General features: G+C 62.7%; 19 protein-coding genes. 4 read left to right on the forward strand and 15 right to left on the reverse strand.

Going from position 1 to position 23729, the window contains the following annotated elements; translation table 11 throughout:
- Window positions 1–8: 8 nt before the first annotated feature.
- Window positions 9–974 carry an NADPH:quinone oxidoreductase family protein gene (locus tag ACN50D_RS15305; RefSeq protein ID WP_064074184.1) on the reverse strand — a complete coding sequence of 322 codons (966 nt, stop codon included), beginning with the start codon at window positions 972–974 and terminating at the stop codon, window positions 9–11.
- 79 nt (window positions 975–1053) lie between these two features.
- On the reverse strand, window positions 1054–1710 hold the full coding sequence (locus tag ACN50D_RS15310; RefSeq protein WP_003941871.1) for a TetR/AcrR family transcriptional regulator: 657 nt from the start codon (window positions 1708–1710) through the stop codon (window positions 1054–1056).
- Between the two features lie 65 nt (window positions 1711–1775).
- On the opposite strand from ACN50D_RS15310, the gene ACN50D_RS15315 reads away from it, so the two are divergent.
- Both ACN50D_RS15315 and ACN50D_RS15320 read left to right on the forward strand, forming a co-directional pair.
- Window positions 1776–2765 carry an NAD(P)-dependent alcohol dehydrogenase gene (locus tag ACN50D_RS15315; protein WP_192712118.1) on the forward strand — a complete coding sequence of 330 codons (990 nt, stop codon included), beginning with the start codon at window positions 1776–1778 and terminating at the stop codon, window positions 2763–2765.
- Between the two features lie 44 nt (window positions 2766–2809).
- Window positions 2810–3568 (forward strand): acyl-[acyl-carrier-protein] thioesterase, encoded by a 759-nt coding sequence (locus tag ACN50D_RS15320; RefSeq protein ID WP_007728423.1) that lies wholly within the window; start codon window positions 2810–2812, stop codon window positions 3566–3568.
- Here ACN50D_RS15320 and ACN50D_RS15325 read toward each other — a convergent pair.
- Entirely contained in the window at window positions 3565–3765 is a 201-nt protein-coding gene (locus tag ACN50D_RS15325) for a hypothetical protein (protein WP_003941897.1), read from the reverse strand. The two genes, ACN50D_RS15320 and ACN50D_RS15325, sit on opposite strands and share 4 nt — an antisense overlap.
- 73 nt (window positions 3766–3838) lie before the next feature.
- Here ACN50D_RS15325 and ACN50D_RS15330 point away from each other — a divergent pair, with 73 nt between their 5' ends.
- Window positions 3839–4336, forward strand: a complete 498-nt coding sequence (locus ACN50D_RS15330; protein WP_007728426.1) for a SixA phosphatase family protein — start codon at window positions 3839–3841, stop codon at window positions 4334–4336.
- Between the two features lie 13 nt (window positions 4337–4349).
- On the opposite strand, the gene ACN50D_RS15335 is transcribed toward ACN50D_RS15330, so the two are convergent.
- Window positions 4350–5357 (reverse strand): LLM class flavin-dependent oxidoreductase, encoded by a 1008-nt coding sequence (locus ACN50D_RS15335; protein WP_054827492.1) that lies wholly within the window; start codon window positions 5355–5357, stop codon window positions 4350–4352.
- 88 nt (window positions 5358–5445) lie between these two features.
- Here ACN50D_RS15335 and ACN50D_RS15340 point away from each other — a divergent pair, with 88 nt between their 5' ends.
- Complete coding sequence (locus tag ACN50D_RS15340) at window positions 5446–5832, forward strand: glyoxalase superfamily protein (protein WP_003942070.1); 387 nt, start codon at window positions 5446–5448, stop codon at window positions 5830–5832.
- Window positions 5833–5903: 71 nt separating this feature from the next.
- On the opposite strand, the gene ACN50D_RS15345 is transcribed toward ACN50D_RS15340, so the two are convergent.
- The 11 genes from ACN50D_RS15345 to ACN50D_RS15395 all read right to left on the reverse strand — a co-directional run bounded on the left by ACN50D_RS15345 (window position 5904) and on the right by ACN50D_RS15395 (window position 23725).
- Window positions 5904–9860, reverse strand: coding sequence for a DNA-directed RNA polymerase subunit beta' (locus ACN50D_RS15345; RefSeq protein ID WP_003941914.1), 3957 nt, complete (start codon window positions 9858–9860; stop codon window positions 5904–5906).
- Window positions 9861–9977: 117 nt separating this feature from the next.
- Entirely contained in the window at window positions 9978–13484 is a 3507-nt protein-coding gene (gene rpoB, locus ACN50D_RS15350) for a DNA-directed RNA polymerase subunit beta (RefSeq protein WP_003942068.1), read from the reverse strand.
- A gap of 461 nt (window positions 13485–13945) precedes the next feature.
- Window positions 13946–14794 (reverse strand): hypothetical protein, encoded by an 849-nt coding sequence (locus ACN50D_RS15355; RefSeq protein WP_003941846.1) that lies wholly within the window; start codon window positions 14792–14794, stop codon window positions 13946–13948.
- A 45-nt stretch (window positions 14795–14839) separates the two neighbouring features.
- Complete coding sequence (locus ACN50D_RS15360; protein WP_192712115.1) at window positions 14840–15568, reverse strand: hypothetical protein; 729 nt, start codon at window positions 15566–15568, stop codon at window positions 14840–14842.
- Window positions 15569–15667: 99 nt separating this feature from the next.
- Window positions 15668–16915, reverse strand: a complete 1248-nt coding sequence (locus tag ACN50D_RS15365) for an MCE family protein (protein WP_003942085.1) — start codon at window positions 16913–16915, stop codon at window positions 15668–15670.
- Window positions 16912–18189 (reverse strand): MCE family protein, encoded by a 1278-nt coding sequence (locus ACN50D_RS15370; RefSeq protein ID WP_003941859.1) that lies wholly within the window; start codon window positions 18187–18189, stop codon window positions 16912–16914. Before ACN50D_RS15370 ends, ACN50D_RS15365 begins: the two co-directional genes overlap by 4 nt.
- On the reverse strand, window positions 18186–19439 hold the full coding sequence (locus tag ACN50D_RS15375) for an MCE family protein (RefSeq protein WP_212633895.1): 1254 nt from the start codon (window positions 19437–19439) through the stop codon (window positions 18186–18188). The genes ACN50D_RS15370 and ACN50D_RS15375 overlap by 4 nt, the downstream gene beginning before the upstream one ends.
- On the reverse strand, window positions 19439–20434 hold the full coding sequence (locus ACN50D_RS15380; RefSeq protein WP_003942053.1) for an MCE family protein: 996 nt from the start codon (window positions 20432–20434) through the stop codon (window positions 19439–19441). The genes ACN50D_RS15375 and ACN50D_RS15380 overlap by 1 nt, the downstream gene beginning before the upstream one ends.
- Window positions 20431–21510: an MCE family protein gene (locus tag ACN50D_RS15385; protein WP_003941932.1), complete on the reverse strand. Its 1080-nt coding sequence runs from the start codon at window positions 21508–21510 to the stop codon at window positions 20431–20433. Before ACN50D_RS15385 ends, ACN50D_RS15380 begins: the two co-directional genes overlap by 4 nt.
- Window positions 21507–22868: an MCE family protein gene (locus ACN50D_RS15390; protein ID WP_003942007.1), complete on the reverse strand. Its 1362-nt coding sequence runs from the start codon at window positions 22866–22868 to the stop codon at window positions 21507–21509. Before ACN50D_RS15390 ends, ACN50D_RS15385 begins: the two co-directional genes overlap by 4 nt.
- Entirely contained in the window at window positions 22865–23725 is an 861-nt protein-coding gene (locus ACN50D_RS15395; RefSeq protein WP_003941894.1) for an MlaE family ABC transporter permease, read from the reverse strand. Before ACN50D_RS15395 ends, ACN50D_RS15390 begins: the two co-directional genes overlap by 4 nt.
- Window positions 23726–23729: the final 4 nt, after the last annotated feature.

Below are 23729 nucleotides of genomic sequence, written 5' to 3' on the forward strand. Positions count from 1 at the left end.
GCGAAGAATCATTCCTGCAGCAAGATGGCCTTTCCGAGAACTTTGCCGCTTTCGAGATCAGCCAGGGCAACTGCTGCGTCGGCAAGCGGATACCGTGCCTTGACCAGCGGACGCAAGCCGTTTCGGACGTGTTCTACCAGCGATGCGTGTATCTCGGCTACCGCCTCGGGATTGGTACGCGTGAACTCACCCCATGCCGCGCCGACAATGCTGATATTGCGAAACAGCACCCGGTTCACCTTTATCTCGGGAATACCGCCGCCGGCGAATCCGATCACCACGAGTCGTCCTTCGGGTGCCAGAACCCGGACCGCGTCGTCGAACGCATCGCCGCCCACCGGATCCACCACGATCTGAGCGCCGACGCCGTCGGTCAGTTCCCGAATCCGCTCTCCCCATCCCGGAGCCAGCGCGACCACCTCGTCGGCACCGAGCTCACGCAAGAAGTCATCGACGCCCTCGCGTCGTACCACGGCGATCACCCGGGCACCGTGCGCCTTGGCCAGCTGGATGGTTGCCGTTCCGACTCCGCCTGCAGCGCCCAGCACGACGACTGTCTCCCCCGCGACGATCTTCGCGCGACGAGCGAGCGCGAACTCCATCGTCTGATAGTTGATGATCAGCGAGGCCGCCTCGTCGAAGGCGAGTCCGTCCGGAATTCGGAGTACCTGCGCCGGGTTGACGGCAATCCGCTCTGCATACCCACCCAGATACGCGGCCGCGAGAACACGATCGCCCGGAGCGAAACCCGACCCTTCCGGCGCGGAGACCACGACGCCCGAGATCTCCGCGCCGGGAATGAACGGCGGTTCCGGGCGGATCTGATACTTGCCGTAGGTGATGAGCAGGTCCGGAAAGCAGACGCCACTGGCCTTCACATCGATGAGAACAAGACCTTCGGCTGCGGGCTCGGGAACCTCCTGCGCGACAATTCCTTCGGGACCGGACAGTTCCGTAACCACCATGGCGCGCACAGAAAGCTCCTCTTCGGGACATCTGAAGTCTGGACCGGTAACCCGGTTTTCTCGACTTTAACCCGGTACTCACGTCAGATCATCGTTCGCTCCCGATGTGCAGACGTTCGAGTCCGTCGAGAATCAGATCGAGACCGAAAGCGAATTCGGCAGCGTAGCTGTATCCCGGAGCAAGGACGTGCTCGGTGGTCAACTCGGCCAGGTGCGGATACTGACCGCTCTCGAACGAGCCCATGATCGCCTTCGCCAGTTCCGTCGTTTCCTGCGCTGTTTCGAACGGCAAGCTCACTTCTTGCAGCACGAAGCCGTAGATGTACGCATCCATGATCGAAAAGGCATGCGCAGCAAGGGCGACGGGAAAGTCGGCGGCGCGTAGCGTTCCGATGACGGCATCGTGGTGGCGCAGGGTCGCGGGACCAGGCGTCGTTCGGGACTCCATCAACGGAGTTGCCCACGGGTGCCTCCCCAACACTTCCCTTGTCGATACCGCTCGCACGTGAAGTTCCGTGCGCCACGGGCGTCCCGGCGTCGGCAGATCGATCTCCGCGAAGACCGCATCGACCATTCCGTCGAGCAGATCCCCCTTGTCCGAAACATGGTTGTACAGAGACATCGCTTCGACGCCCAGTTCGGTGCCCAACTTCCGCATGGTCATCGAATCGATTCCGACGGAATCGGCAAGCGCGACAGCAGCGTGTACGACGTCGTCTCGGGTCAATCTTGCGCGCTTCTCCACGTTGACAGAACTTACACCGTAAGTGCAATACTTACGCTGTAAGTATTCGACGAACGGAGACTCGCATGCCGAAGGAACTGATGACCGCCGTCGTACAGGATCGCTACGGCGAGGCCGACGTTCTCTACGTCGACCACATTCCGCGCCCCGCTGTCGCCGACAACGAAGTGCTGATACGCGTCGAGGCCGCGTCCGTCGACCGCGGGGCATGGCATCTCATGGCCGGACTGCCATATCCGTTGCGCCTCGCGGGTTTCGGGCTGCGCAGACCTAGGAACCGGGTACGCGGACTGGACGTATCCGGCCGAGTCGAGGCCGTCGGCAGTTCGGTGACCCGCGTGGCAGTCGGCCAGGAGGTATACGGGATCGCGGTCGGTTCGTTCGCGGAGTACGCACGCGCACTCGAGACGAAGATTGCCGCAAAACCTGCCCGGTTGTCGTTCGCACAAGCAGCAGCGGTGCCGGTCTCCGCCCTCACAGCGTTGCAAGCCGTGCGCGACCACGGCCGCGTGCAGGCGGGCCAATCCGTCCTCGTACTCGGCGCATCCGGTGGCGTCGGGATCTACGCGGTGCAGGTGGCAAAAGCCATGGGCGCTCACGTCACCGGCGTGTGCAGCACCTCGAAAACCGATACCGTCCGCTCCATCGGTGCCGACGAGGTTCTCGACTACCGCGTCGACGACGCCACCGACGGATCGCATCGGTACGACGTCATCATCGACACCGGCGGCAACCGCCGACTGCGAGATCTTCGACGGGCGCTCACACGCACCGGAACGCTGGTGATCGTCGGCGGCGAGAACGGCGGACGGTGGCTCGGCGGAACCGATCGCCAAATACGCGCACAGTGCTTGTCTCCGTTCATATCTCAGAAAATGGGCACCTTCATCGCTTCGGAGAACGCCGACGATCTGGAGGTCCTGACGCAGATGATCGACGCAGGTGACATCACCCCGGTGATCGACTCCGTTCATCCCCTTGCCGACACCGCCGTCGCCGTGGCACGAATGGTCGACGGCTCCGGCTGCGGAAAGCAGATAATCGCCACTCGCTGAAAAGCCTGACAGAATCGGCTCACTCCAGCGAACAGGAATCTCACGTGAACCCAGATCTCACGCTCGCGCAACAGCCGGACCGAGGACCGATCTTCGTCAAGTCCCGCCCGGTCCGCACCGGCGACATCGACGTCGCCAAGCAGGTCAGGCTCGACGCCGTCGCCCGCTACCTGCAGGACATCGGCAACGACAACATCGAGGCCGCGGGAGCCATCGACACCCATCCGCTCTGGATAGTGCGTCGTACGGTCGTCGACGTCGTACGCCCGGCGATCTGGCCGGAAGAGTTGACGATGACTCGCTGGTGCTCCGGCTTCTCCACGAGATGGGCGAACATGCGTGTGCGCTTCGACGGCAGCAACGGCGCGCTGATGGAAACCGAAGGCTTCTGGATCAACATCAGCGCCGAGTCGGGCATGCCCACGCGGATGAGTGACGACTTCATGCGGCCACTGGAGGAATCCACCGACGAGCATCGCCTGAAGTGGAAGCGAGTCCTCGCCGAGAACGCACCGGAGGCGGACGACGCCGGTGTTCTGGACACGCCGTTCGCTCTGCGCGCCACGGATATCGACCCGTTCGACCACGTCAACAACGCCGTCTACTGGCAGGCAGTCGAAGAGGTCCTCAGCGCTCGCACCGAACTACGGACAGTTCCGCATCGAGCACTGATCGAGTACCTCTCCCCCATCGTCTCCAGCGACGACGTCGTCCTGCGCAGCCGCGTCGACGACAAGACCGTCACGGTCTGGTTCCTGGTCGGCGAAGCGCTCCGCGCAGTTGCGCAGGTGAGCGCCCTCTAACGCAGTTTCTGGGTCGCGACAGCCGCGACACCGAACACCAACGCAAGAAGAATCGCGGCCCAGAAACCGAAGAGCCACCACACCACGCCGAACACGACCACTGCCGGGGCAACGGTGATGAAAGCGATGGTGGGGCTTTCGCGTACCACCTCGAGTGCAGTTCGGGCATTAGTTCGATCGAGCTTCTTACCGGCCATCGAAAACCTCCTTCAAGGTCCTGACCATCCAGAGTAACCGGACTGACGGGCACAAAGCGGATACCGTGAACGCATGGCCGACCACCGCACCCTCGTCCTCATGCGACACGGCAAGTCCAGCTACCCCGAGGGCATCCGTGATCACGAGCGTCCACTCGCCGAACGGGGCCTGCGCGAGGCCCGCATCGGCGGCGAATGGATCCGTGAAAACGTCCCGCCCGTCGACGCCGTTCTGTGCTCCACCTCCCGGCGGACCGTCGAAACCCTTGCCTCGACGGGAATCGAAGCTCCCGCCGGGTTCGAGAAGTCCATCTACGGCGGCTCACCCGCAGACGTCATTGCAGCTGCGCGAACCACGTCCGACCACGTCAAGACGCTCCTGATCGTCGGACACGAACCCGGAATTCCCTGGACTGCACTCGATCTCGCATCGAACGAAAACTCCGAAGCGGCCCAACGTATCCGCGACAAGTTCCCGACTTCGGCGATCGCCGTCCTCTCCGTACCGGTGCCGTGGACCGAACTCGACGACTCCGTCGCCACTCTGCTCGAGTTTCACGTGCCTCGTTAGATCAACCACACCGCTAAACCACCTCACGTAGCAGGCGGTCCGAAAGTGCAAGCGCGTCACGGTCGTACGTCGATGTCGACGCCAACACTTCGTCGGCACCGGTCCGTTCGGCGAGAGAGTGAAGTTGCTGTTTCACCTCGACGGGTGTGCCGTGCAGCGCCGAAGCCGTGAACGACTCGATGCGCCTGGCGTTTCGATCACTGCGCGGGGCGCGCCTGATCTCGTCCGGCGACACGAGCGGCGGAAACTCCCCTGTCCGTGACGATTCTGCGAGCGCGTACGCCTCCGGGATCAGCAACTCACGGGCCGCCTCGGTGGTATCGGCAACCGCCACCTCGAGGGAAACCACCACATAGGGTTCGGGGTGTGTGTCGGTGGGCTGGAAAGCTCGGCGGTACTCGTCCAACGCATCCACCCGATCGGTGCTACCGATTCCCAGTATCGGCCCACCCACGACCACCGGAAGCCCCAGCTGCGCTGCCACTTTCAGACCTGTGCGCGTCGCCAGCACGAAGATCGGGACTCCAGTCTGCGACGCCGGCCGTGCCGTCACTGCGGCGGAACCGTCCAGATAACGCCTCACCTCGTCCAGGTCCGACACAAACGTGTCCGGAGCGTCCTTGCTGCGTCGTAGTGCCTGACGTACGGGCTCCGTGAATCCCAGCGATCGGCCGAGGCCGAGGTCGATTCGCCCCGGGTAGAGAGCCTCCAGCATCAGGAACTGCTCGGCGACGATCAGCGGTTGGTGATTCGGCAGCATGACCCCACCGCTGCCGAGTCTGATATCGCGCGTATGCGCGCCGATCGCGGCAAGCAGTACTGCCGGCGACCCGCTCCCGATCCCGGGCACCGCGTGATGCTCGGCGACCCAGAACCGGTGGTAGCCGAGAGCGTCGGCGTGCGCGGCACGTTCGACGGAATGCGTCAGAGCTGCGGAGTCGGGGTATCCGCTCCTGGTTCGGGATCGGTCGAGCAGTGAGAGAAGCACCCTCGGAGCAACAAGGAATTCGGAAAGTTTCATCCGGACGCCGAACGAGGACCGTTTCTGACCGCAATACCCGCAACACTGGACCTGTCGCCGGAATTCACCATCACATGAAGGGCACGTCATGGACATCAAGCTCGAACTGGTCGCCATTCCCGTCACCGACATCGACCGCGCCAAGGACTTCTACGTCCGCCTCGGATTCAATGCCGACCACGATCACACGGTCAGCGAAGACCTGCGATTCGTCCAGCTGACCCCTCCCGGTTCGGCCTGCTCGATCTGCATCGGCAAGGGAATCACCGACGCCGAGCCCGGCTCGGTCGTCGGCATGCAGGTAGTGGTCAAGGACATCGAAGAGGCCGAGCGCGAGTTCAAGAGCCGCGGCATCGACATCAGCCCGATCGACGACCAGGCCTGGGGGCGGTTCATCTACTTCGCCGACCCCGACGGGAACAAGTGGGCCGTCCAGGAGATCGTCATCCCGGACCTCAGCGGCAGCAACTCCTGAAAACGTCCCACTCCTGACATGAAAAATCCCCCCACCTCTTTCGAAGTGGGGGGATTTCTACGAACTAACGCTTAGCGGTAGTCGTTGCTGAAGCCGTAGTCGTCCAGCGGAACTGCAGCACCGGTGTTCTGGCCGAAGCCGTCCGGGCTGTAGTACTGGTCGTCGTACGACGGCACTGCGTAAGCAGCGGCGCGTGCCTCTTCGGTGGGCTGAACCTGGATGTTGCGGTAACGGTTGATACCGGTACCGGCAGGGATCAGCTTGCCGATGATGACATTTTCCTTCAGACCGATCAGCTTGTCCGAGCGGCAGTTGATAGCCGCGTCGGTCAAGACACGAGTGGTCTCCTGGAACGATGCCGCGGACAGCCACGAATCCGTCGCGAGCGACGCCTTCGTGATACCCATGAGCACCGGACGGCCGGCTGCGGGCTCGCCACCCTCGGCGACAACGCGGCGGTTTGCCGACTCGAACTCGGCGCGCTCGGTGAGCGAACCGGGCAGGAACTCGGTGGCACCGGAATCGATGATCGTCACGCGACGAAGCATCTGGCGCACGATGACCTCGATGTGCTTGTCGTGGATCGACACACCCTGGCTCCGGTACACCTCCTGGACCTCGTTGACCAAGTGGATCTGAACCTGACGCGGACCCATGACTCGCAGGACCTCGTGGGGATCGGCAGCACCTTCCATGAGCTGCTGTCCGACCTCGACGTGGTCACCGTCAGCCAAGAGGCTTTCGCGACCGTCGGCATGCTTGAAGACGCGCAGACGCTGACGCTTGCTGAGCTTGTCGTAGACAACCTCTTCGCCGCCGTCGTCCGGAACGATGGTGATCTTGTAGAAACGATCGCCGTCTTCGAGCTGTACCCGACCGGTGACGTCCGCGATAGGAGCCTTGCCCTTGGGCACACGTGCCTCGAACAGCTCCTGGACACGCGGCAGACCGCCGGTGATGTCATCTCCTGCGACACCACCCTGGTGGAAGGTACGCATGGTCAGCTGGGTACCGGGCTCACCGATCGACTGTGCGGCGACGATACCGACAGCCTCACCGATGTCGACCAGCTTGCCGGTGGCCATCGAGCGGCCGTAGCAAGTGGCGCAAACGCCGGTGCCGGTGGTGCAGGTCAGGACCGAGCGGACCTTGACCGTCGTGATGCCGGCTTCGAGCAGAGCATCGATCGCGGGGTCACCGAGATCGTGGCCACGCTCGACGATGACGGTGCCGTTCGCGTCGACTGCATCGGCCGCCAAGGTACGGGCGTACGTGCTGGTCTCCACGTGAGCATCGCGGATCATCGTGCCGTCGGCCTGCTTCTCGGCGATCGTGGTGACGATGCCGCGCTCTGTTCCACAGTCGACCTCGCGGACGATGACGTCCTGCGAAACGTCCACCAGACGACGGGTCAGGTAACCCGAGTCGGCGGTGCGGAGTGCGGTATCGGCCAGACCCTTACGAGCACCGTGCGTGTTGATGAAGTACTCGAGAACGGTCAGGCCTTCCTTGAAGGAAGACTTGATCGGACGCGGGATGAACTCACCCTTCGGGTTTGTCACCAGGCCCTTCATACCGGCGAGCGAGCGAACCTGAGTCATGTTGCCGGCTGCGCCGGACTTCACGATCATCGGGATCGGGTTGCTGTCGGGGAAGTGAGCCTCCATGGCCTTGCCGACCTTGTCGGTCGCTTCCTGCCAAATGGTGACCAGAGCGCTGTTGCGCTCCTTCTTGTCCAGAGCACCACGCTGGTACTGCTTCTCGATCTTGTCGGCCTGAGCCTCGAAGTCCTCGATGATGGCAGGCTTCTCCGGCGGCACGAGCACGTCGGAGATCGAGACCGTGACACCCGAACGGGTGGCCCAGTAGAACCCGACGTCCTTGAGCTTGTCGACGGTCTGAGCAACCACGATCATCGGGTACCGCTCGGCGAGATCGTTGATGATCGTCGCCTGGCGCTTCTTCGGCATCTGCTCGTTGACGAACGGGTAGTCCGCCGGAAGCAGCTCGTTGAAGAGCACACGGCCGAGTGTCGTGGTGGCGGTCCAGCCGTCACCGTAGTTCCAGCCCTCGGGGAACAGTTCGTTCTCGAGGTCGCGCGGCGGACGCTGCTGCGTCAGACGCACCTTGATCTGAGCCTGAACCGAGAGCGCGCCGCGGTCGACTGCCATCTGAGCCTCGGCGGGCGAGGAGTACACGCCCTGCTCTGCCTCGTCGTTGGTCGGAGCAACGAGCTCACCGGTGACACCCTCGTCGAGACGGGTCAGGTGGAACAGACCCGTGACCATGTCCAGACGCGGCATGGCGAGCGGGCGACCCGAAGCAGGCGAGAGGATGTTGTTCGAGGACAGCATCAAGATGCGTGCCTCGGCCTGAGCCTCTGCCGACAGCGGGAGGTGAACAGCCATCTGGTCACCGTCGAAGTCGGCGTTGAAGGCCTCACACACCAGCGGGTGGAGCTGAATGGCCTTGCCCTCGACGAGCTGCGGCTCGAATGCCTGGATACCCAGACGGTGCAGCGTAGGTGCACGGTTGAGCAGCACGGGGTGCTCGGCGATGACCTCTTCGAGGACGTCCCACACCTGGACGCGCTTGCGCTCGACCATGCGCTTTGCCGACTTGATGTTCTGCGCGTGGTTCAGATCGACCAGACGCTTCATCACGAACGGCTTGAACAGCTCGAGAGCCATCAGCTTGGGCAGACCACACTGGTGCAGCTTGAGCTGAGGACCGACGACGATGACGGAACGACCCGAGTAGTCGACGCGCTTACCGAGCAGGTTCTGACGGAAGCGACCCTGCTTGCCCTTGAGCAGATCGCTCAGGGACTTCAGCGGGCGGTTACCCGGTCCGGTGACCGGACGTCCACGACGACCGTTGTCGAACAGGGCGTCGACCGACTCCTGCAGCATCCGCTTCTCGTTGTTGACGATGATCTCGGGAGCACCGAGGTCGATCAGTCGCTTGAGGCGGTTGTTGCGGTTGATGACGCGGCGGTACAGGTCGTTGAGGTCGGAAGTCGCGAAACGTCCACCGTCGAGCTGAACCATCGGGCGAAGCTCCGGCGGGATCACCGGAACAGCGTTGAGGACCATGCCCATCGGCGAGTTGCCGTTGGTCTGGAATGCCGCAACCACCTTGAGGCGCTTGAGTGCACGCAGCTTCTTCTGGCCCTTGCCGCTGCGGATGGTCTCGCGGAGAGACTCTGCCTCGGCGTCGAGGTCGAAGTTCTGCATCAGGATCTGGATGGACTCTGCGCCCATCGCACCCGTGAAGTACTCGCCGTAACGGTCGACCAGCTCGCGGTACAGGAGCTCGTCGATGATGAGCTGCTTGACGCTCAGCTTGGTGAAGGTGGTCCAGATCTCGTCGAGACGATCCAGCTCACGCTGCGCGCGGTCACGGAGCTGACGCATTTCGCGCTCGCCGCCGTCCTTGACCTTGCGGCGGACATCGGACTTCGCGCCCTCTGCCTCGAGCTCGGCGATGTCGGCTTCGAGCTTCTGCGCACGTGCCTCGAGATCGGCGTCGCGCTGATCTGCGACGGTCTTCTTTTCGACCTGCATCTCGGCTTCGAGGGTGGACAGCTCGTTGTGACGGAGCTCCTCGTCGACACCGACGATGACGTAGGCAGCGAAGTAGATGATCTTTTCGAGATCCTTCGGAGCCAGGTCGAGCAGGTAACCGAGACGGCTCGGAACACCCTTGAAGTACCAGATGTGCGTGACCGGTGCGGCCAGTTCGATGTGACCCATGCGCTCACGACGAACCTTGGCGCGAGTGACCTCGACGCCACAGCGCTCACAGATAATGCCCTTGAAGCGGACACGCTTGTACTTACCGCAGTAGCACTCCCAGTCCCGAGTGGGGCCGAAGATCTTCTCGCAGAAGAGGCCGTCCTTCTCGGGCTTGAGCGTGCGGTAGTTGATGGTCTCCGGCTTCTTGACCTCGCCGTAGGACCAATTGCGGATGTCCTCTGCACTGGCCAAGCCAATGCGGAGTTCATCGAAGAAGTTGACGTCGAGCACGTAACTTCCTTTCCCCGTTGGGGTTACGGTTGCCGGTCACCCGGCAACCTGACTGCCAATTCAAATGTGAACTACGCCCCCGGGCCGCTCTCTCAAGAGCAACCCGGGGACCGAAACCTAGTTCGCGAGGTCGTCGACCGTCGCAGCTTCGTTCCTGGACAGGTTGATGCCCAGGTTCGCTGCGGCCCGCTCCAAGTCCTCGTCGTCGCCGTCCGCCATCGTGATGGCCGCGCCGTCCGAGGACAGCACCTCCACGTTGAGGCAGAGCGACTGGAGCTCCTTGAGGAGCACCTTGAACGACTCGGGGATGCCGGGTTCGGGGATGTTCTCGCCCTTGACGATGGCTTCGTACACCTTGACTCGACCGACCACGTCGTCAGACTTGATGGTCAGCAGTTCCTGCAGCGTGTAAGCCGCGCCGTAGGCCTGCATCGCCCAGCACTCCATCTCACCGAAGCGCTGGCCACCGAACTGGGCCTTACCACCGAGAGGCTGCTGCGTGATCATCGAGTACGGACCGGTCGAACGAGCGTGGATCTTGTCGTCGACCAAGTGGTGCAGCTTGATGATGTACATGTAACCGACCGAGACCGGGTACGGGAACGGCTCCCCGGAGCGGCCGTCGAACAAGGTGGCCTTTCCGTCGGGTCCGACCATCTGCTCGCCGTCACGGTTCGGCAGCGTCGCGCCGAGGAGACCGGTGAGCTCGTCTTCCTTCGCACCGTCGAACACCGGGGTGGCGATGTTCGAGTCGGCCGGAGCGGACAGCATCTCTTCCGGCAGGGTCGCAGCCCAGTCGGGACGAGAGCCGTCGGACGCGATCTGAACGTTCCAGCCGGTCTTGCCGATCCACCCGAGGTGGGTCTCCAAGACCTGACCGATGTTCATACGACGCGGGACGCCGTGCGTGTTCAAGATGATGTCGACAGGCGTGCCGTCCGAGAGGAACGGCATGTCTTCCTGCGGCAGGATCTTGCCGATGACGCCCTTGTTACCGTGGCGGCCGGCGAGCTTGTCGCCGTCCTGGATCTTGCGCTTCTGTGCCACGTAGACGCGGACCAACTCGTTGACACCGGGAGGCAGATCGTCGTCTTCGTCACGTGAGAACACGCGGATTCCGATGACCTTGCCGGTCTCACCGTGAGGAACCTTGAGGGACGTGTCACGAACCTCGCGAGCCTTCTCACCGAAGATGGCGCGAAGGAGGCGCTCTTCGGGGGTCAGCTCGGTCTCGCCCTTCGGCGTGACCTTTCCGACCAGCACGTCGCCGTCACGAACCTCGGCACCGATACGGATGATGCCGCGCTCGTCGAGGTCGGCGAGGACCTCGTCGGAGACATTCGGGATGTCGCGAGTGATTTCCTCGGCACCGAGCTTGGTGTCGCGGGCATCGATCTCGTGCTCCTCGATGTGAATCGAGGTCAGGACGTCCTCTTCCACGAGACGCTGCGACAGAATGATCGCGTCCTCGTAGTTGTGGCCTTCCCACGGCATGATCGCGACGAGCAAGTTCTTGCCCAGCGCCATCTCACCGTTCTCGGTGCAAGGGCCGTCGGCCAGAACCTGGCCGGCCTCGACACGCTGTCCCTCGTCCACGATCGGACGCTGGTTGGCGCACGTGCCCTGGTTGGAACGCGCGAACTTGCGCATCCGGTACGTCTTGCGGCTTCCGTCGTCAGCCATCACCGTGACGTAGTCCGCGGAGATCTCCTCCACGACACCGGTCTTCTCGGTGATGATGACGTCGCCGGCATCCACAGCTGCACGCAGCTCCATGCCGGTACCGACGAGAGGTGCCTCGCTGCGAACCAGCGGGACAGCCTGACGCTGCATGTTCGCGCCCATCAGGGCACGGTTTGCATCGTCGTGCTCGAGGAACGGAATCATCGCGGTTGCGACGGACACCATCTGACGCGGCGAAACGTCCATGTAGTCGATGTCGGAGGACGCGACGAACTCGACCTCGCCACCCTTACGGCGGACGAGAATCTTCGAGTCGGTGAAGCGACCCTCGCGGTCGATGGCCGAGTTGGCCTGCGCGACCACGTGGCGGTCTTCTTCGTCAGCGGTCAGGTAGTCGACCTCGTCGGTCACCTGTCCGTCGACGACGCGACGGTACGGGGTCTCGATGAAACCGAACGGGTTGACGCGGGCGTAGACCGACAGCGAACCGATCAGGCCGATGTTCGGGCCTTCCGGGGTCTCGATCGGGCACATGCGGCCGTAGTGCGACGGGTGAACGTCGCGAACCTCGAGGCCGGCGCGCTCACGGGACAGACCACCCGGGCCGAGGGCGGACAGACGACGCTTGTGCGTCAGCCCCGACAGCGGGTTGTTCTGGTCCATGAACTGCGACAGCTGGGAGGTTCCGAAGAACTCCCTGATCGCAGCGACGACGGGACGGATGTTGATCAGCGTCTGAGGCGTGATTGCCTCGACGTCCTGCGTGGTCATGCGCTCACGAACCACACGCTCCATGCGGGACAGGCCCACGCGGATCTGGTTCTGGATGAGCTCGCCGACGGTACGCAGACGACGGTTGCCGAAGTGGTCGATGTCGTCGACCTCGACGGGAACCTCGACGCCGCCCGGAGCCGTCATCGAGGTGTCACCTGCGTGCAGACGCACGAGGTACTCGACGGTGGCGACGATGTCCTCTTCGGTGAGCGTGGATGCAACGATCGGCTGACCCGCGTTCAGGCCGAGCTTCTTGTTGATCTTGTAACGACCCACGCGAGCGAGGTCGTAGCGCTTGTCCTTGAAGAACAGGTTCTCCAGCAGGGTCTGTGCGCTCTCCTTGGTGGGGGGCTCGCCCGGACGCAGCTTGCGGTAGATGTCGAGCAACGCCTCATCGGTGCCGGCGGTGTTGTCCTTCTCCAGCGTGGCCATGAGGATCTCGGAGAAGCCGAAGCGCTCCGTGATCTGCTCGGTGGTCCAGCCGAGTGCCTTGAGCAGGACGGTGACAGGCTGACGACGCTTGCGGTCGATACGGACACCAACGGTGTCGCGCTTGTCGACGTCGAACTCGAGCCATGCGCCGCGACCCGGGATCACCTTGACGCTGTGCAGATCCTTCTCGGTGCTCTTGTCGACGCTCATGTCGAAGTACACACCGGGGGAACGCACGAGCTGCGAGACGACCACACGCTCGGTGCCGTTGATGATGAAGGTGCCCTTGTCGGTCATCATCGGGAAATCTCCCATGAAGACCGTCTGGCTCTTGATCTCACCAGTGTTGTTGTTGATGAACTCCGCGGTGACGAACAACGGCGCCGCGTAGGTCATGTCCTTGTCTTTGCACTCGTCCGTCGAGGCCTTGACCTCGTCGAATCGAGGGTCGGAGAAGGACAGCGACATAGTGCCGTTGAAATCCTCGATCGGAGAAAGCTCCGCGAGGATGTCCTCGAGACCACCGGACACTGCATTGTCGCCGAGTGCCGCTGCTCGTTCACGCCAACTCTGCGCGCCGATCAGCCACTCGAACGAATCTGTCTGTACGTCAAGAAGCCCGGGAACTTCGAGGGGTTCGCGAACTTTCGCGAACGAAACCCTCTTCGGGGCTCCGGGGATTCCGGAAACTGCCTTGGTCTGGCTAGAGACTGCCAAGATGCGTCCTTCCAGCACCTCACGCGGGCCGCTCCGTGCTGTTGCGACCGCCGCTGTATCTGCTTCGAATTTCGCTGGTTACAACCCGAACGAAACCCGTCGCAGAAAGCAAGAAGTACTTGACTTCGCAGCGGTTGAGACGAGGGGTGGACAGGAGGCAGCCAGCGCAACGTCCAAAAGTACACCCTTACTCTGGAAATGTCGAGTCGGGTGTAACTGAGGGTCGAATTCAGATACTGACGTGAGACTGCCGATCACTCGTCCGTGCATGTTCACCGATCAGAGTGGACCTTGCGGACCGCTCCGTCAAGGGCGAGAGCGCGTGTCGCAGCATTCGAACATTCGTGACGCGCATTCGAACACTGCCACCGGGAGTGTAGCCAGCAACGGCGTCACATACGAAAAATCTGGACCGACATCGTGCGTCGATCCAGATCTTCGCGCTGGTGCGCAGGTGCTACTGGTCGCGAATCTCCGAGCTACTGGTCGCGAATCTCCGAGATCAGCCAGTTTCCGTCCTGCTTCTCCAGACTCACGATGACCATTCCGGAGCGAGAGTCTGCCGCCACGCCGTTCTGCGTCGAGCTGACGTTCAGTTGGGCGAGCAACTGCGCCCGGTCCTTCTCGAGCCGTGTGATCCCGATCAGCGGGACATCAGCGGTCGTTGCCGTCTGGGTTTGTTCGACGCCGGCCTTCTGCGTGTCCTTGTACTGCGTCAGCTGATCGCGCATCGACTGGTTCAGGCCCTGGACACCCTTGTCGAAATCGGCGTCGAAGGTGTCGGGAGAAAACGTGAAGACTGCAGCCAACGCCGACGGCGTCACACGAAGAACTTCAGCCGTGGCGCCTTCGTCCACCCAGGCGATGTCGTCCGTCTTCGCGCCGACTTTGAAGAAGGCGATGCCGGCGAGGATCGCGACGATGACCGCTGCGGCCCCCAGGATCGCGACCAGGCGCCAACCGGCCTTGGATTGTGTAGGTGTTGTCGCCGACTCCCCCGCGCCCGTCTCCGGGGTAGCAGGGGCCTTGGGCTCGTCTGCGACGGTTTTCGCCGGTTTGGTCAGATCGGGGCCTGGTGTGGATTCCGGAGCGTCGGTTTCCGTCTTCGGCGGCTCGATGTCTCCGGACTCTGCCTTCGTGAGCGTCGGCTTCGCAACCTCCGGCTTCACAGCCTCCTGTGTTTCCTCTTCCGGCTGTTCGATCGTGGGCTCGACCGGATCCGAATCGGACGTCCCCGCGGGGACGTTGAGCGAGCGAGCGCTTCCGGCGATCTTCGGCCGACGGTTCTGCGGGGAGGACGGTCCGCCGGTACGACGTTTGGGTGGCATTACGCGCTTCTCCTTCGAGGGATGTCGGTGTGCAGGTTCGACGAACTACTGGCCACCGGAATCACCACCCTCGGTTGTCGGTGCAGGAGTACCGGACGCAGGTGCCTCGGTCCCCGAACCAGGGGCAGGCGTTGCATCAGGTGCAGGCGTGGAGCCGTCGGCCGCCGGCAGGGTGCCGGAGCCGAGATCGAGTCGCGATCCGATCGGATCAGCCGACTGCGCCTTCCAGACCCCGTCGATCTCGACCATGCCCAGCCGCATGCCGAGCTGATTCTTGACGAACTGGTTGCCCTGGGTCGTGGTGACACGAACGACGACCAGTGCCGTGGCGGTCCGGTCATCGGTATTGAGCTCGGTCAGCGCGGACTGAACGACTTCGGTGTCAGCCTTCGAGCCCGAGTTACGCAACTCGTCGGTGATGGAATCCTGAACGGTCTGCAGATACGTCGTCATCTCGTCACCGGTCACCGAAGAACGCATGTTCTCGATCGACTGGTCGAGATTGGCCGAATCCGCGTTGTTGAGGTTGATCGCGACTTGCTGCGCACCGATAAGCGCGTCGTCACGCATCTCGGCGGTGGTGCGGTCGGTGGTGAGCGCCCGAACGTACGGGACGCCGAACACACCGAGCGCAACCACTGCCGCCAGAAGCAAGACACCGACCGCAATCAGAGACGCTGTCAGCCCCTTCGGTCTACCGGTTGTCGGCGCTCCCGATTCGACTTGCTCGGGCCCGCCGGACTGCGGGGAACTGTTTCTCTGAATCACACTCACTACCCTACTTACCTGTTTTGCCCAGCCTCTGGCCGCGAATCGTCAACTGCCACAACTCAGTAGCCTGAACTGCACAAACTCGACCACATTCGGATCGGTCTACTTCGGTGTCACTCCGAGCAACGGCGCCAACTGCGTCGCGATCGGGTTGAGGTTCAACTTGTCCGGATCGACCTTCGGCTTGAAGTCCCAAGGCTGGATCGTGTCGGGATCGGCGTACACCACGCGGTTGGCACTGCGGACGCCCGTCTCGCTGCCCAGCGGCGTCTCACACGACGCGGCGGTGTTGAGCGGGAAGTCCTGCTGGGTGTCGTCGAAATTGGGATTCTGACGCTTCATCTCGTCCAGGATCGCCATGGTGCCTTCGTAACCCACCGTGCACGAGAGCGGATTGTTGGTCTCCAGCACCAAGCCCTGATGGACCGTTCCGTCGCCGGGAGCAACCGTCGGTGCGGCAGCGGCCAGACCGGGAAGGAAGATCAGGAACGGCTGCAGCGCGATCGTTCGCGGCGCAAGCGTCTTGGTGGTCGCGGCAAGATTGGTCAGGTCAGTCGTCAGGCTCGGGCCCGCCTCGTTGATGAGGGCACCGATCTGATCGCTGGCCGGGATGCCGTTGTCGATCAAGCGACGGATGTCCGGATCACTGGTCCGCAACTGCGCCGTGACAGCATCGAGATCGGTACTGAACTGCTTGATCGCGGAGGACTGATCCGACTGCGTCGTCAGTACCGTCTCACTGTTCCGAATCAGCGCGAGCGTCTGAGGCAGAGTGTCGAGCCCGGACTGCGAGAGGCCGGACAGCGAATCGGCCAGGACCTGAATGTCCTCGCCCTTGCCGTTGAACGCTGCACCGAGTTCGACGGCGACGGTGTGGAGCGCGTCGACGGGCACGGACTTGACCAAGCCGTTGGCACTGGTCAGCACATCCTCGATCGGGATCGGAGTTGTGGTGTCCCCCACCGCGATCACCGAGCCGTCCTCGAGAAACGGTCCCTGGTCGGTATCGGGCTGAAGGTCGACGTACTGCTCACCGATGGCGGAGCGGTTGGCCACGACGGCACGGGCCGACGCGGGAATCTCCGGAGCACTGTTGTCGATCTTCAGGTCGACCTGAATTCCGTCCTCGGTCAACGACATGTCGCCCACTCGCCCGACCGGCACGCCGCGATACGTCACCTCGGCGTTGGTGAAAATTCCACCGGACGTGGCCAATTCGGTCTTGACCGTGTACTGACCGAACCCCATGAGGTTGTCCAGGCGCACGTACTTGGCGCCGACGTAGATGAGACCCAGGAGCGCAACCACGACAAAGCCGACGAGCTGCCATCTGACCAGAGCTGATCTCACTGTCCATCACCGCCGATTCCGAACTGTTCCAGCATTCCCTGGATGGGGTTGAGTGGGTTCGCCGCGGGCGCCGGCGTTGCCGGGTCACCCGCTGTTGTGGCGGGAAGGCCGGCGACAACGGGAACCTGCGGCAGGATCGGAGCGATCGGCAGCAGTGACACTGTCGGCCACCCCGGTCGCGGCCCGTTGCCGTTGTAGTACGGGTTGGAGGGGTCGACCACCGGCTTGGGATTGCCGAACTTGGGCTGGCGGTATTCCGGTTCTCCCTGCCCGACACCGAGACCCGAGAGTGTATTGCCGATCTGCAGGTCGACACTCAGGAAGAGGTTGACGGAACCACCCTGTGCAATCTTCTCGACACCGTCCGGGAACGGGAACGTCGGAAGGAACGGAAGTGCCCCCACGAAGTCGTCACCGGAGTCTGCGAGCGCCTGCAGCGTCGGACGCAGAGCCTGAAGATCAGCGATCAGATCGTCCTTGGACTGTGTGAGGACGTCGGTTCCCACTGTTCCGAGTCGATCCACCTGAGCGAGCATCTGCGTCAGCTGCGGACGCTGCTCGTTGAGAACCTGTGTCGCAACGGGGAGTTCCTCGAGAATCTTCCCGATCTTCTCGTTCTGATCGTTGACGCGAGTCGAGAGCACATCCAGGCCGTCGAGCGCGCGTGTGATGTCGTCACGCTGCTCGTTGAGTCCACCGATGAGTGTGTTCGCCTGCTCCAGAAGACTTCTCGTCTTGCCTTCGCGACCGTCGAACGCGGCACCGAGTTCTTCGACGATAGGCTGCAACTGGCCTACACCGCCGCCGTTGAGCAGCAGCGACAATGCGCCGAGAACCTGCTCGATCTCCGTGGCGTGGCGAGTGCGATCCAGCGGAATGAGGTCACCGTCGGCCAGCTTCGCAGAGTCCGGTCCGGACGGCGGGGCCGACAGCTGGATGAACTTCTCGCCGAGCAGGTTGGTCTGCTCGACCGCGGCAATTGCGTTGGCGGGCAGATCAACCGACGAGTCGAGGATGATGCCGACATCCGCGGTCCATCCGTCCGGTCCGACCGACACGTCGTCGACGCGACCGACGGGAACGCCGTCGACCTTCACAGCGGACTGCGGAACCAAGTCGAGCACGTCGTCGAACTGAATGGTCAAGTGCATCGGATCGGAACCCACATCAGGACCGCCGGGAAGCGGGACAGCGTAGATCCCCTCGGACGAGCAGGCGGTTGCCGAGATCAGGACGGCGCACAATCCGGCGCCGACTATCAACGAACGCTTCACTCGCCCTCCCCGTTTCCACTGGTCAGTCGCGGTGACACGACGCCGGGCACAGTGCCCGGAACTACCTGCATCTGTCGTTCGGAACCGGCAAGGATGCCGAAGGGAAGGTTCAGGCCTGCAGCCTGATTGGCTGCGTCGGTCATCGCTGCGACGTTTGCGCACTGGTCGATGGCCGGTTGCATCTGCCTTCCCAATGCCTCGAACCGCGGATCACCGGGCAACAGCTTGCCGAGGTCCATCAACTTGCAGAGCACGCCGGCCGGGTTCTGAAGATCAGGGAACGCCAGACGTGAAGCCAGCACACCTGATTCGGCGTCGTACGAGTTGACCAAGTTGGAGATCGCCAGCGGAAGCATGGTGAGCGTGTTGGCCAGTGCTTCCTTGTTGTTCGCCAATGTCTGTGTCGGTTCGACGAGACCTTCGGTTGTCTGGACCAGTTGATCGCGGTTGTCGGCCACGAACTTCGCGACGTCGCCGAGCGCAATCGAGAGCTGGTTCAGAGCGGCACCGAGATCGTCGCGCTCACCTGCCAGGAATCCGGTCAGGTCCGACAACTGCGTGTTGAACTGGCGCACCTGCTGATCGTTGGCCGCGAGAGCGCCCACGAAAGTATCCAGGTTCTTGATGGTGAGCGAGATGTTGTCACGCGAATCATTGAGCGTCCGTGCGGCATCCGAGAGGTTGGTGATGCTGTCTCCCAACGCTTCACCGTTGCCCTCCAGGTTGGCCGCACCTGTCTCGACGAAATCGGCCAGTGCTCCGTTCTTGTTGGCACCTTCAGGACCGAGAGCCGACGCGAGTTCGTCGATGCTGGAGTACAACTGGTCGACCTCGACGGGCGTCGCCGTCTTCTCGATCGGAATTACTGCACCGCTGGCCATCTTGTCGCCGCCGGTGAAGACCGGTGTCAGCTGGATGTAGCGGTCGGCAACCACCGACGGCGTGATCTGAGCGGCACTGGCACCCGCGGGAATGTCGATCCCACGATCGACACGCAGCTCGACCTTGACCTGATCTCCCTGGGGTTCGACGGATTCGACGGTGCCGACCTTGACACCGAGAACACGAACGTCGGAACCGTCGTAGATACCCACCGACTTGTCGAAGTAGGCGGTGATCTTGGTGGTTCCGGCGCGAGTGAACACCCACCACAGCGCGCCACCGATTACGAGTAACCCGATCAGAACAGCGGCGATGATCGCGACCGAGCGCTTCTTGGAGCCGCTTCCGGCTTCGGCAGTATCAGCCATCAGTTGCCTCCCAACGTACGAACGGGGTCACGGTAGCCCGGAATGTCCGGCAGACCCGGCGGAAGGAGGTTCACGACGACCTGGTCGAACCAACGGCCGTTGCCGACCACGTTGGCATACAAGCGAATGAAGGGTTCGTAGAGCTTCAGTGCCTTGTCCAGGTTCTCGTTGTTTGCCTTCAGGATGTCGATGACGCCGTTGAGCTGCGTCAGCGCCGGCCCGATTGCCGCCTCGTTGTCACGAACGAGACCGGTGAGCTGCTGAGAGACGCGCTGAGTTCCGGTGAGCAGCTGCGAAATCGCTTGCTGGCGATTGTTGAGCTCCTGCACCAGTAGTCCACCGTCTCGGATCAGCTGGGTGAATTCCTTGTTGCGGTCAGCAAGAATCTGCGACGTCTTCCCGGTGGCGGCGAAGAGCTTCTGCAAGTCCTGATCGCGGCTCGCGATCGTCTGCGACAGCCGACTGACACCGTCGAGCGAAGCGCGGACATCGCCAGGTGTCTCGGAGAATGCCTGGGACAACGTCTCCATGCTCTTCGCCAACTGGTCGGTGTCGATGTCGCCGACGGTGTCCGCCGCGGCCGAGAAGGCCTGAACGACGTCGTACGGAGAGGTGGTGCGCTCTAGCGGAATCCGATCCTTGGGATCGAGGTTGTCGGTTCCGCGCGGATCTAGTGCGAGGTACTTCTGTCCCAGAATGGTCTTGATCTGAATGGACGCAGAGGTTTGATCTCCCACCCACGCGTCACTGACCTTGAAGTCGACGAGAACACGGTCACCGTCGAGATCGACGGAAGTGACCTTGCCGACCTTCACGCCGGCGATACGAACCTCGTTACCAGGCTTGAGACCCGCGGCTTCGGAGAACTCGGCGGAGTAGGACGAGCCTGCTCCCACGAACGGAAGCGAATCGAGGAAGAACGCGGACAAAGTGGCCAGCAGCACCACGAAGATACCGATGGCTCCGGCCATTGCCGGACTGCGACGTTTACTCATCGACCTTGCAACTCCCTCATACCGTCTTGAGTGCATCGCGTGGCCGCGTTGGTGTAAATCGGCTGATTGACCGTCGGCAGGCCGGTGGGCAGATTCAGCGACGCAGACTGTCCTGGACCGGCAACGATGTCGATTCCGCACAGATAGAACTGGAACCAGGAACCGTAGCTCGCTACGCGTGCGAGCTTCTCGAGCTTGACCGGCAAGGTCTCGAGCACCGCGTTGACGTCGTCACTCCGACGATTGAGTGTGGTCGCCAGTGTGTTGAGCGCCGTGATCGAGCCCTGAATCGACGGCCGCGTCGGCTCGAGCAGGTCTGCCGTCGCGTCGGTCAGGCCGGCGAGTGAGGTGACGGCCGAACCGACCACCCCACGCTCGTTGGCCAACCCGGTGACGAGTTGCTGGGTGTTGACGATCAGTGAATCGAGGTTCTTGTCGTTCGCGTTGACGGTGTCGAGAACGTCGTTGAGGTTCTTGATCACCGCGCCGATGACCGCGTCCTTGTCCGCGACGGTGTTGGTCAGGCTCGCGGTGTTGCGCACGAGCTCACTGATGGTGCCCGATTCGCCTTGGAACACCTGGATGATCTGGTACGACAGCTTGTTGACGTCGTCCGCGCTCAGGGTGGTGAACAGCGGCTTGAAGCCGTTGAAGAGTGTCGTGAGGTTGACTGCCGGGCGCGTCTGAGACAGCGGCAGGGTATCGCCGCCGGTGATCTTCTTGCCTTGGCTGCCTTCACCTTGCGAGAGCGAGATGTACCGCTGCCCCACCAGGTTGCGGAACCGGATGGTGGCGATGGAACTGGCCGGCAACCAATCACGGTCGGATACCGAGAACTGGACCTCGGCCTGGTTGTCGTTGACGATGGCAATCTTCTCGACCTGGCCGACACGAACACCGGCAATGCGAACCTCGTCGCCCTCGTTCAACGAAGTGACGTCGGAGAAGACGGCGTTGAACTTGGTGCCGCCACCGCCGCCGAGGTTGGCGATACTGGCTGCCAGCAGTCCTGTCGCCAGGACCGTCACCACAACGAAGATGATGAGCTTTGTCAGCGGAGCTGCGAGTCCTCTCATTGGACGCTCACCTCCGCACCTGCGAATGCCGGAGCGCTGACCATCGTGGTCCACGCCGGAACATCGTCCGGCGCAACACCGTTGGCCTGTCCGTAGATCACCTTCAACGTATCCTCTTCGAGTTTCGAGCCCGCGTAGCCGGCCTGCTGAGCCGGACCGCTGTTGTTGGTCGAGAACAACTGAGGTCCGGAGCCCTCGGGTGCAGGCAGGAATTCCATGGTGGCGGGACCTGGATTGCGGGAAGGAACCTGGTAGGAACCGTCACCGTACGAACCGCCGGGGTACTGCGGGAACGGACGACCGGGCTCGGTGACGTTGTCGTAGCAAACCGGGCCGCGGTTGTCGACGAGCCGTGGCTCGTCCTGGTTGGGCAGGTAGCGACCCTTGGGGTTCACGATCTGAATACTCGCACGCACACCAGGATTGGGCGCGTCGGTGGACAGGATCTTGGCAGCTTCCGGAGCGGTGTCCGAGAAGCCCTTGAACGTGCACCCGAAGGTCGGAGAGTACTGGGCCAGAAGCTGGAGAGCTTCCTTCGAATCCGCAGCGAGCGTGATGATCGAGGACGAGTTCGCTTCGAGGAAGGCTGCGGTGTCCGACGATGTCACGGTGAGCGACGCCAGCAGTGTCCGCAACTGGTCCTGCTTCTGCACCACCGTGTTACCCGTGGTCCGCAGATTGTCGAGAGCGTTGATCAGATCGGGCGCAGCGTCCGAGTACGTCTGGGAGAAGTCCGCGAACTTGCGCAGATCCTCTTGCACCGCGGGCAGTTCGGTATTGACGCCGCGGAAGATCTCCTCGAGACGATCGACCGTCAGACCGAGCTCGGCGCCGCGTCCCGTCAGACCCTGCGCGAGAGAACCGAGAGTGTTCGCCAGATCCTGCGGCGGAATCGCCTGCAGAAGTGGGAGCAGTCCGTCCAGAACGTCGCCGACCTCGACAGCATTGCCGCTCTTGTCCTGGTGGATCACCGTTCCCGCGGAAATCGGGGTCGCGGTGGTTCCCTCCGGAATGATCAGGGAGACGTAGCGCTCACCGAAAAGCGTCTTCGGGAGCAGACGCGCCGTGACGTTGGACGGAATGAGATCAGCCTTGTCCGGCTCGATCGCGAGGACCGAGGTGACCTGGCCGTCTTTCGTCGACGCGGATCGCACCTCGCCGACCAGCAGCCCACGGACCTTGACGTCCGCGTTGGGTGGCAACGCATTTCCGACTGTGTCGGTCACGAGGTCGATCTTCACGACGTCCTTGAACGTCTTGTTGAAGGTTCCGATGGTGAAGGCCAGGAACAATGCCAACACCACGAAGAACACGAGTCCGAGCACACGGCGGCGCAGGACTGACGGAGCCTCGATCATCCGGCCACCCTCACTGTCGTCGTGGTGCCCCAGATTGCGAGGCTGAGGAAGAAGTCGAGAACGGCGATCGTCACGATTGCGGCGCGAACAGCGCGGCCGACGGCCACACCGACACCTGCGGGACCACCTGAGGCATGGAACCCGTAGTAGCAGTGGATCAGGATCAGCACGAAGGCGAATACCAGGACTTTCGCAAACGAATACAGCACGTCCTGCGGTGGCAGGAACAGGTTGAAGTAGTGGTCGTAGGAACCCGTCGACTGCCCGTTGAAGACCGTGCTGATCACTCTCGAGGCGAGGTACGCCGCGAGTAGACCCACGATGTACAGCGGAATGACGGCGACGAAGCCGGCGATCATGCGCGTCGTGACCAGGAACGGCACCGACGGAACTGCCATGACCTCGAGCGCGTCGATCTCTTCGGAGATTCGCATGGCACCGAGTTGGGCGGTGAAGCCACAACCAACCGTGGCCGAGAGCGCAAGAGCCGCAACGATCGGAGCGATCTCACGGGTGTTGACGTATGCGGAGAGGAAGCCGGTCAGGACCGAGCTACCCAACTGCTCCAGAGCGGCGAAGCCCTGGAGGCCGACGACGACACCCGTGAATCCGGACATCATCGCGATGACGCCGATGGTTCCGCCGATCACTGCGAGCGCACCGCTACCGAAGGTCACTTCGGCGAGTAGTCGAAGCGTCTCCTTCCGGTACCGATGCAGGGTGCGCGGGGTCCACGCGATGGCGCGCGCGTAGAACGACATCTGCTCGCCCGCGCGGTCCAACGCGTTCACTGGAATTCTGGCTACTTTGCGACTCTTCAGCAGGAACTGATCGCCGCGGCCTCGTGCGATGGTCATTTAG

Origin of the sequence: Rhodococcus sp. SB1D, assembly GCF_048573875.1 — a bacterium.
Taxonomy (GTDB): domain Bacteria; phylum Actinomycetota; class Actinomycetes; order Mycobacteriales; family Mycobacteriaceae; genus Rhodococcus_F; species Rhodococcus_F qingshengii.

Coding starts and splice junctions, on each gene's coding strand:
- ACN50D_RS15395 (WP_003941894.1), bottom strand. CDS start 23,725: ATGACCATCGCACGAGGCCGCGGCGATCAGTTCCTGCTGAAGAGTCGC.
- ACN50D_RS15340 (WP_003942070.1), top strand. CDS start 5,446: ATGGACATCAAGCTCGAACTGGTCGCCATTCCCGTCACCGACATCGAC.
- ACN50D_RS15315 (WP_192712118.1), top strand. CDS start 1,776: ATGCCGAAGGAACTGATGACCGCCGTCGTACAGGATCGCTACGGCGAG.
- ACN50D_RS15330 (WP_007728426.1), top strand. CDS start 3,839: ATGGCCGACCACCGCACCCTCGTCCTCATGCGACACGGCAAGTCCAGC.
- ACN50D_RS15335 (WP_054827492.1), bottom strand. CDS start 5,357: ATGAAACTTTCCGAATTCCTTGTTGCTCCGAGGGTGCTTCTCTCACTG.
- ACN50D_RS15355 (WP_003941846.1), bottom strand. CDS start 14,794: ATGCCACCCAAACGTCGTACCGGCGGACCGTCCTCCCCGCAGAACCGT.
- ACN50D_RS15385 (WP_003941932.1), bottom strand. CDS start 21,510: ATGAGAGGACTCGCAGCTCCGCTGACAAAGCTCATCATCTTCGTTGTG.
- ACN50D_RS15325 (WP_003941897.1), bottom strand. CDS start 3,765: ATGGCCGGTAAGAAGCTCGATCGAACTAATGCCCGAACTGCACTCGAG.
- ACN50D_RS15380 (WP_003942053.1), bottom strand. CDS start 20,434: ATGAGTAAACGTCGCAGTCCGGCAATGGCCGGAGCCATCGGTATCTTC.
- ACN50D_RS15375 (WP_212633895.1), bottom strand. CDS start 19,439: ATGGCTGATACTGCCGAAGCCGGAAGCGGCTCCAAGAAGCGCTCGGTC.
- ACN50D_RS15390 (WP_003942007.1), bottom strand. CDS start 22,868: ATGATCGAGGCTCCGTCAGTCCTGCGCCGCCGTGTGCTCGGACTCGTG.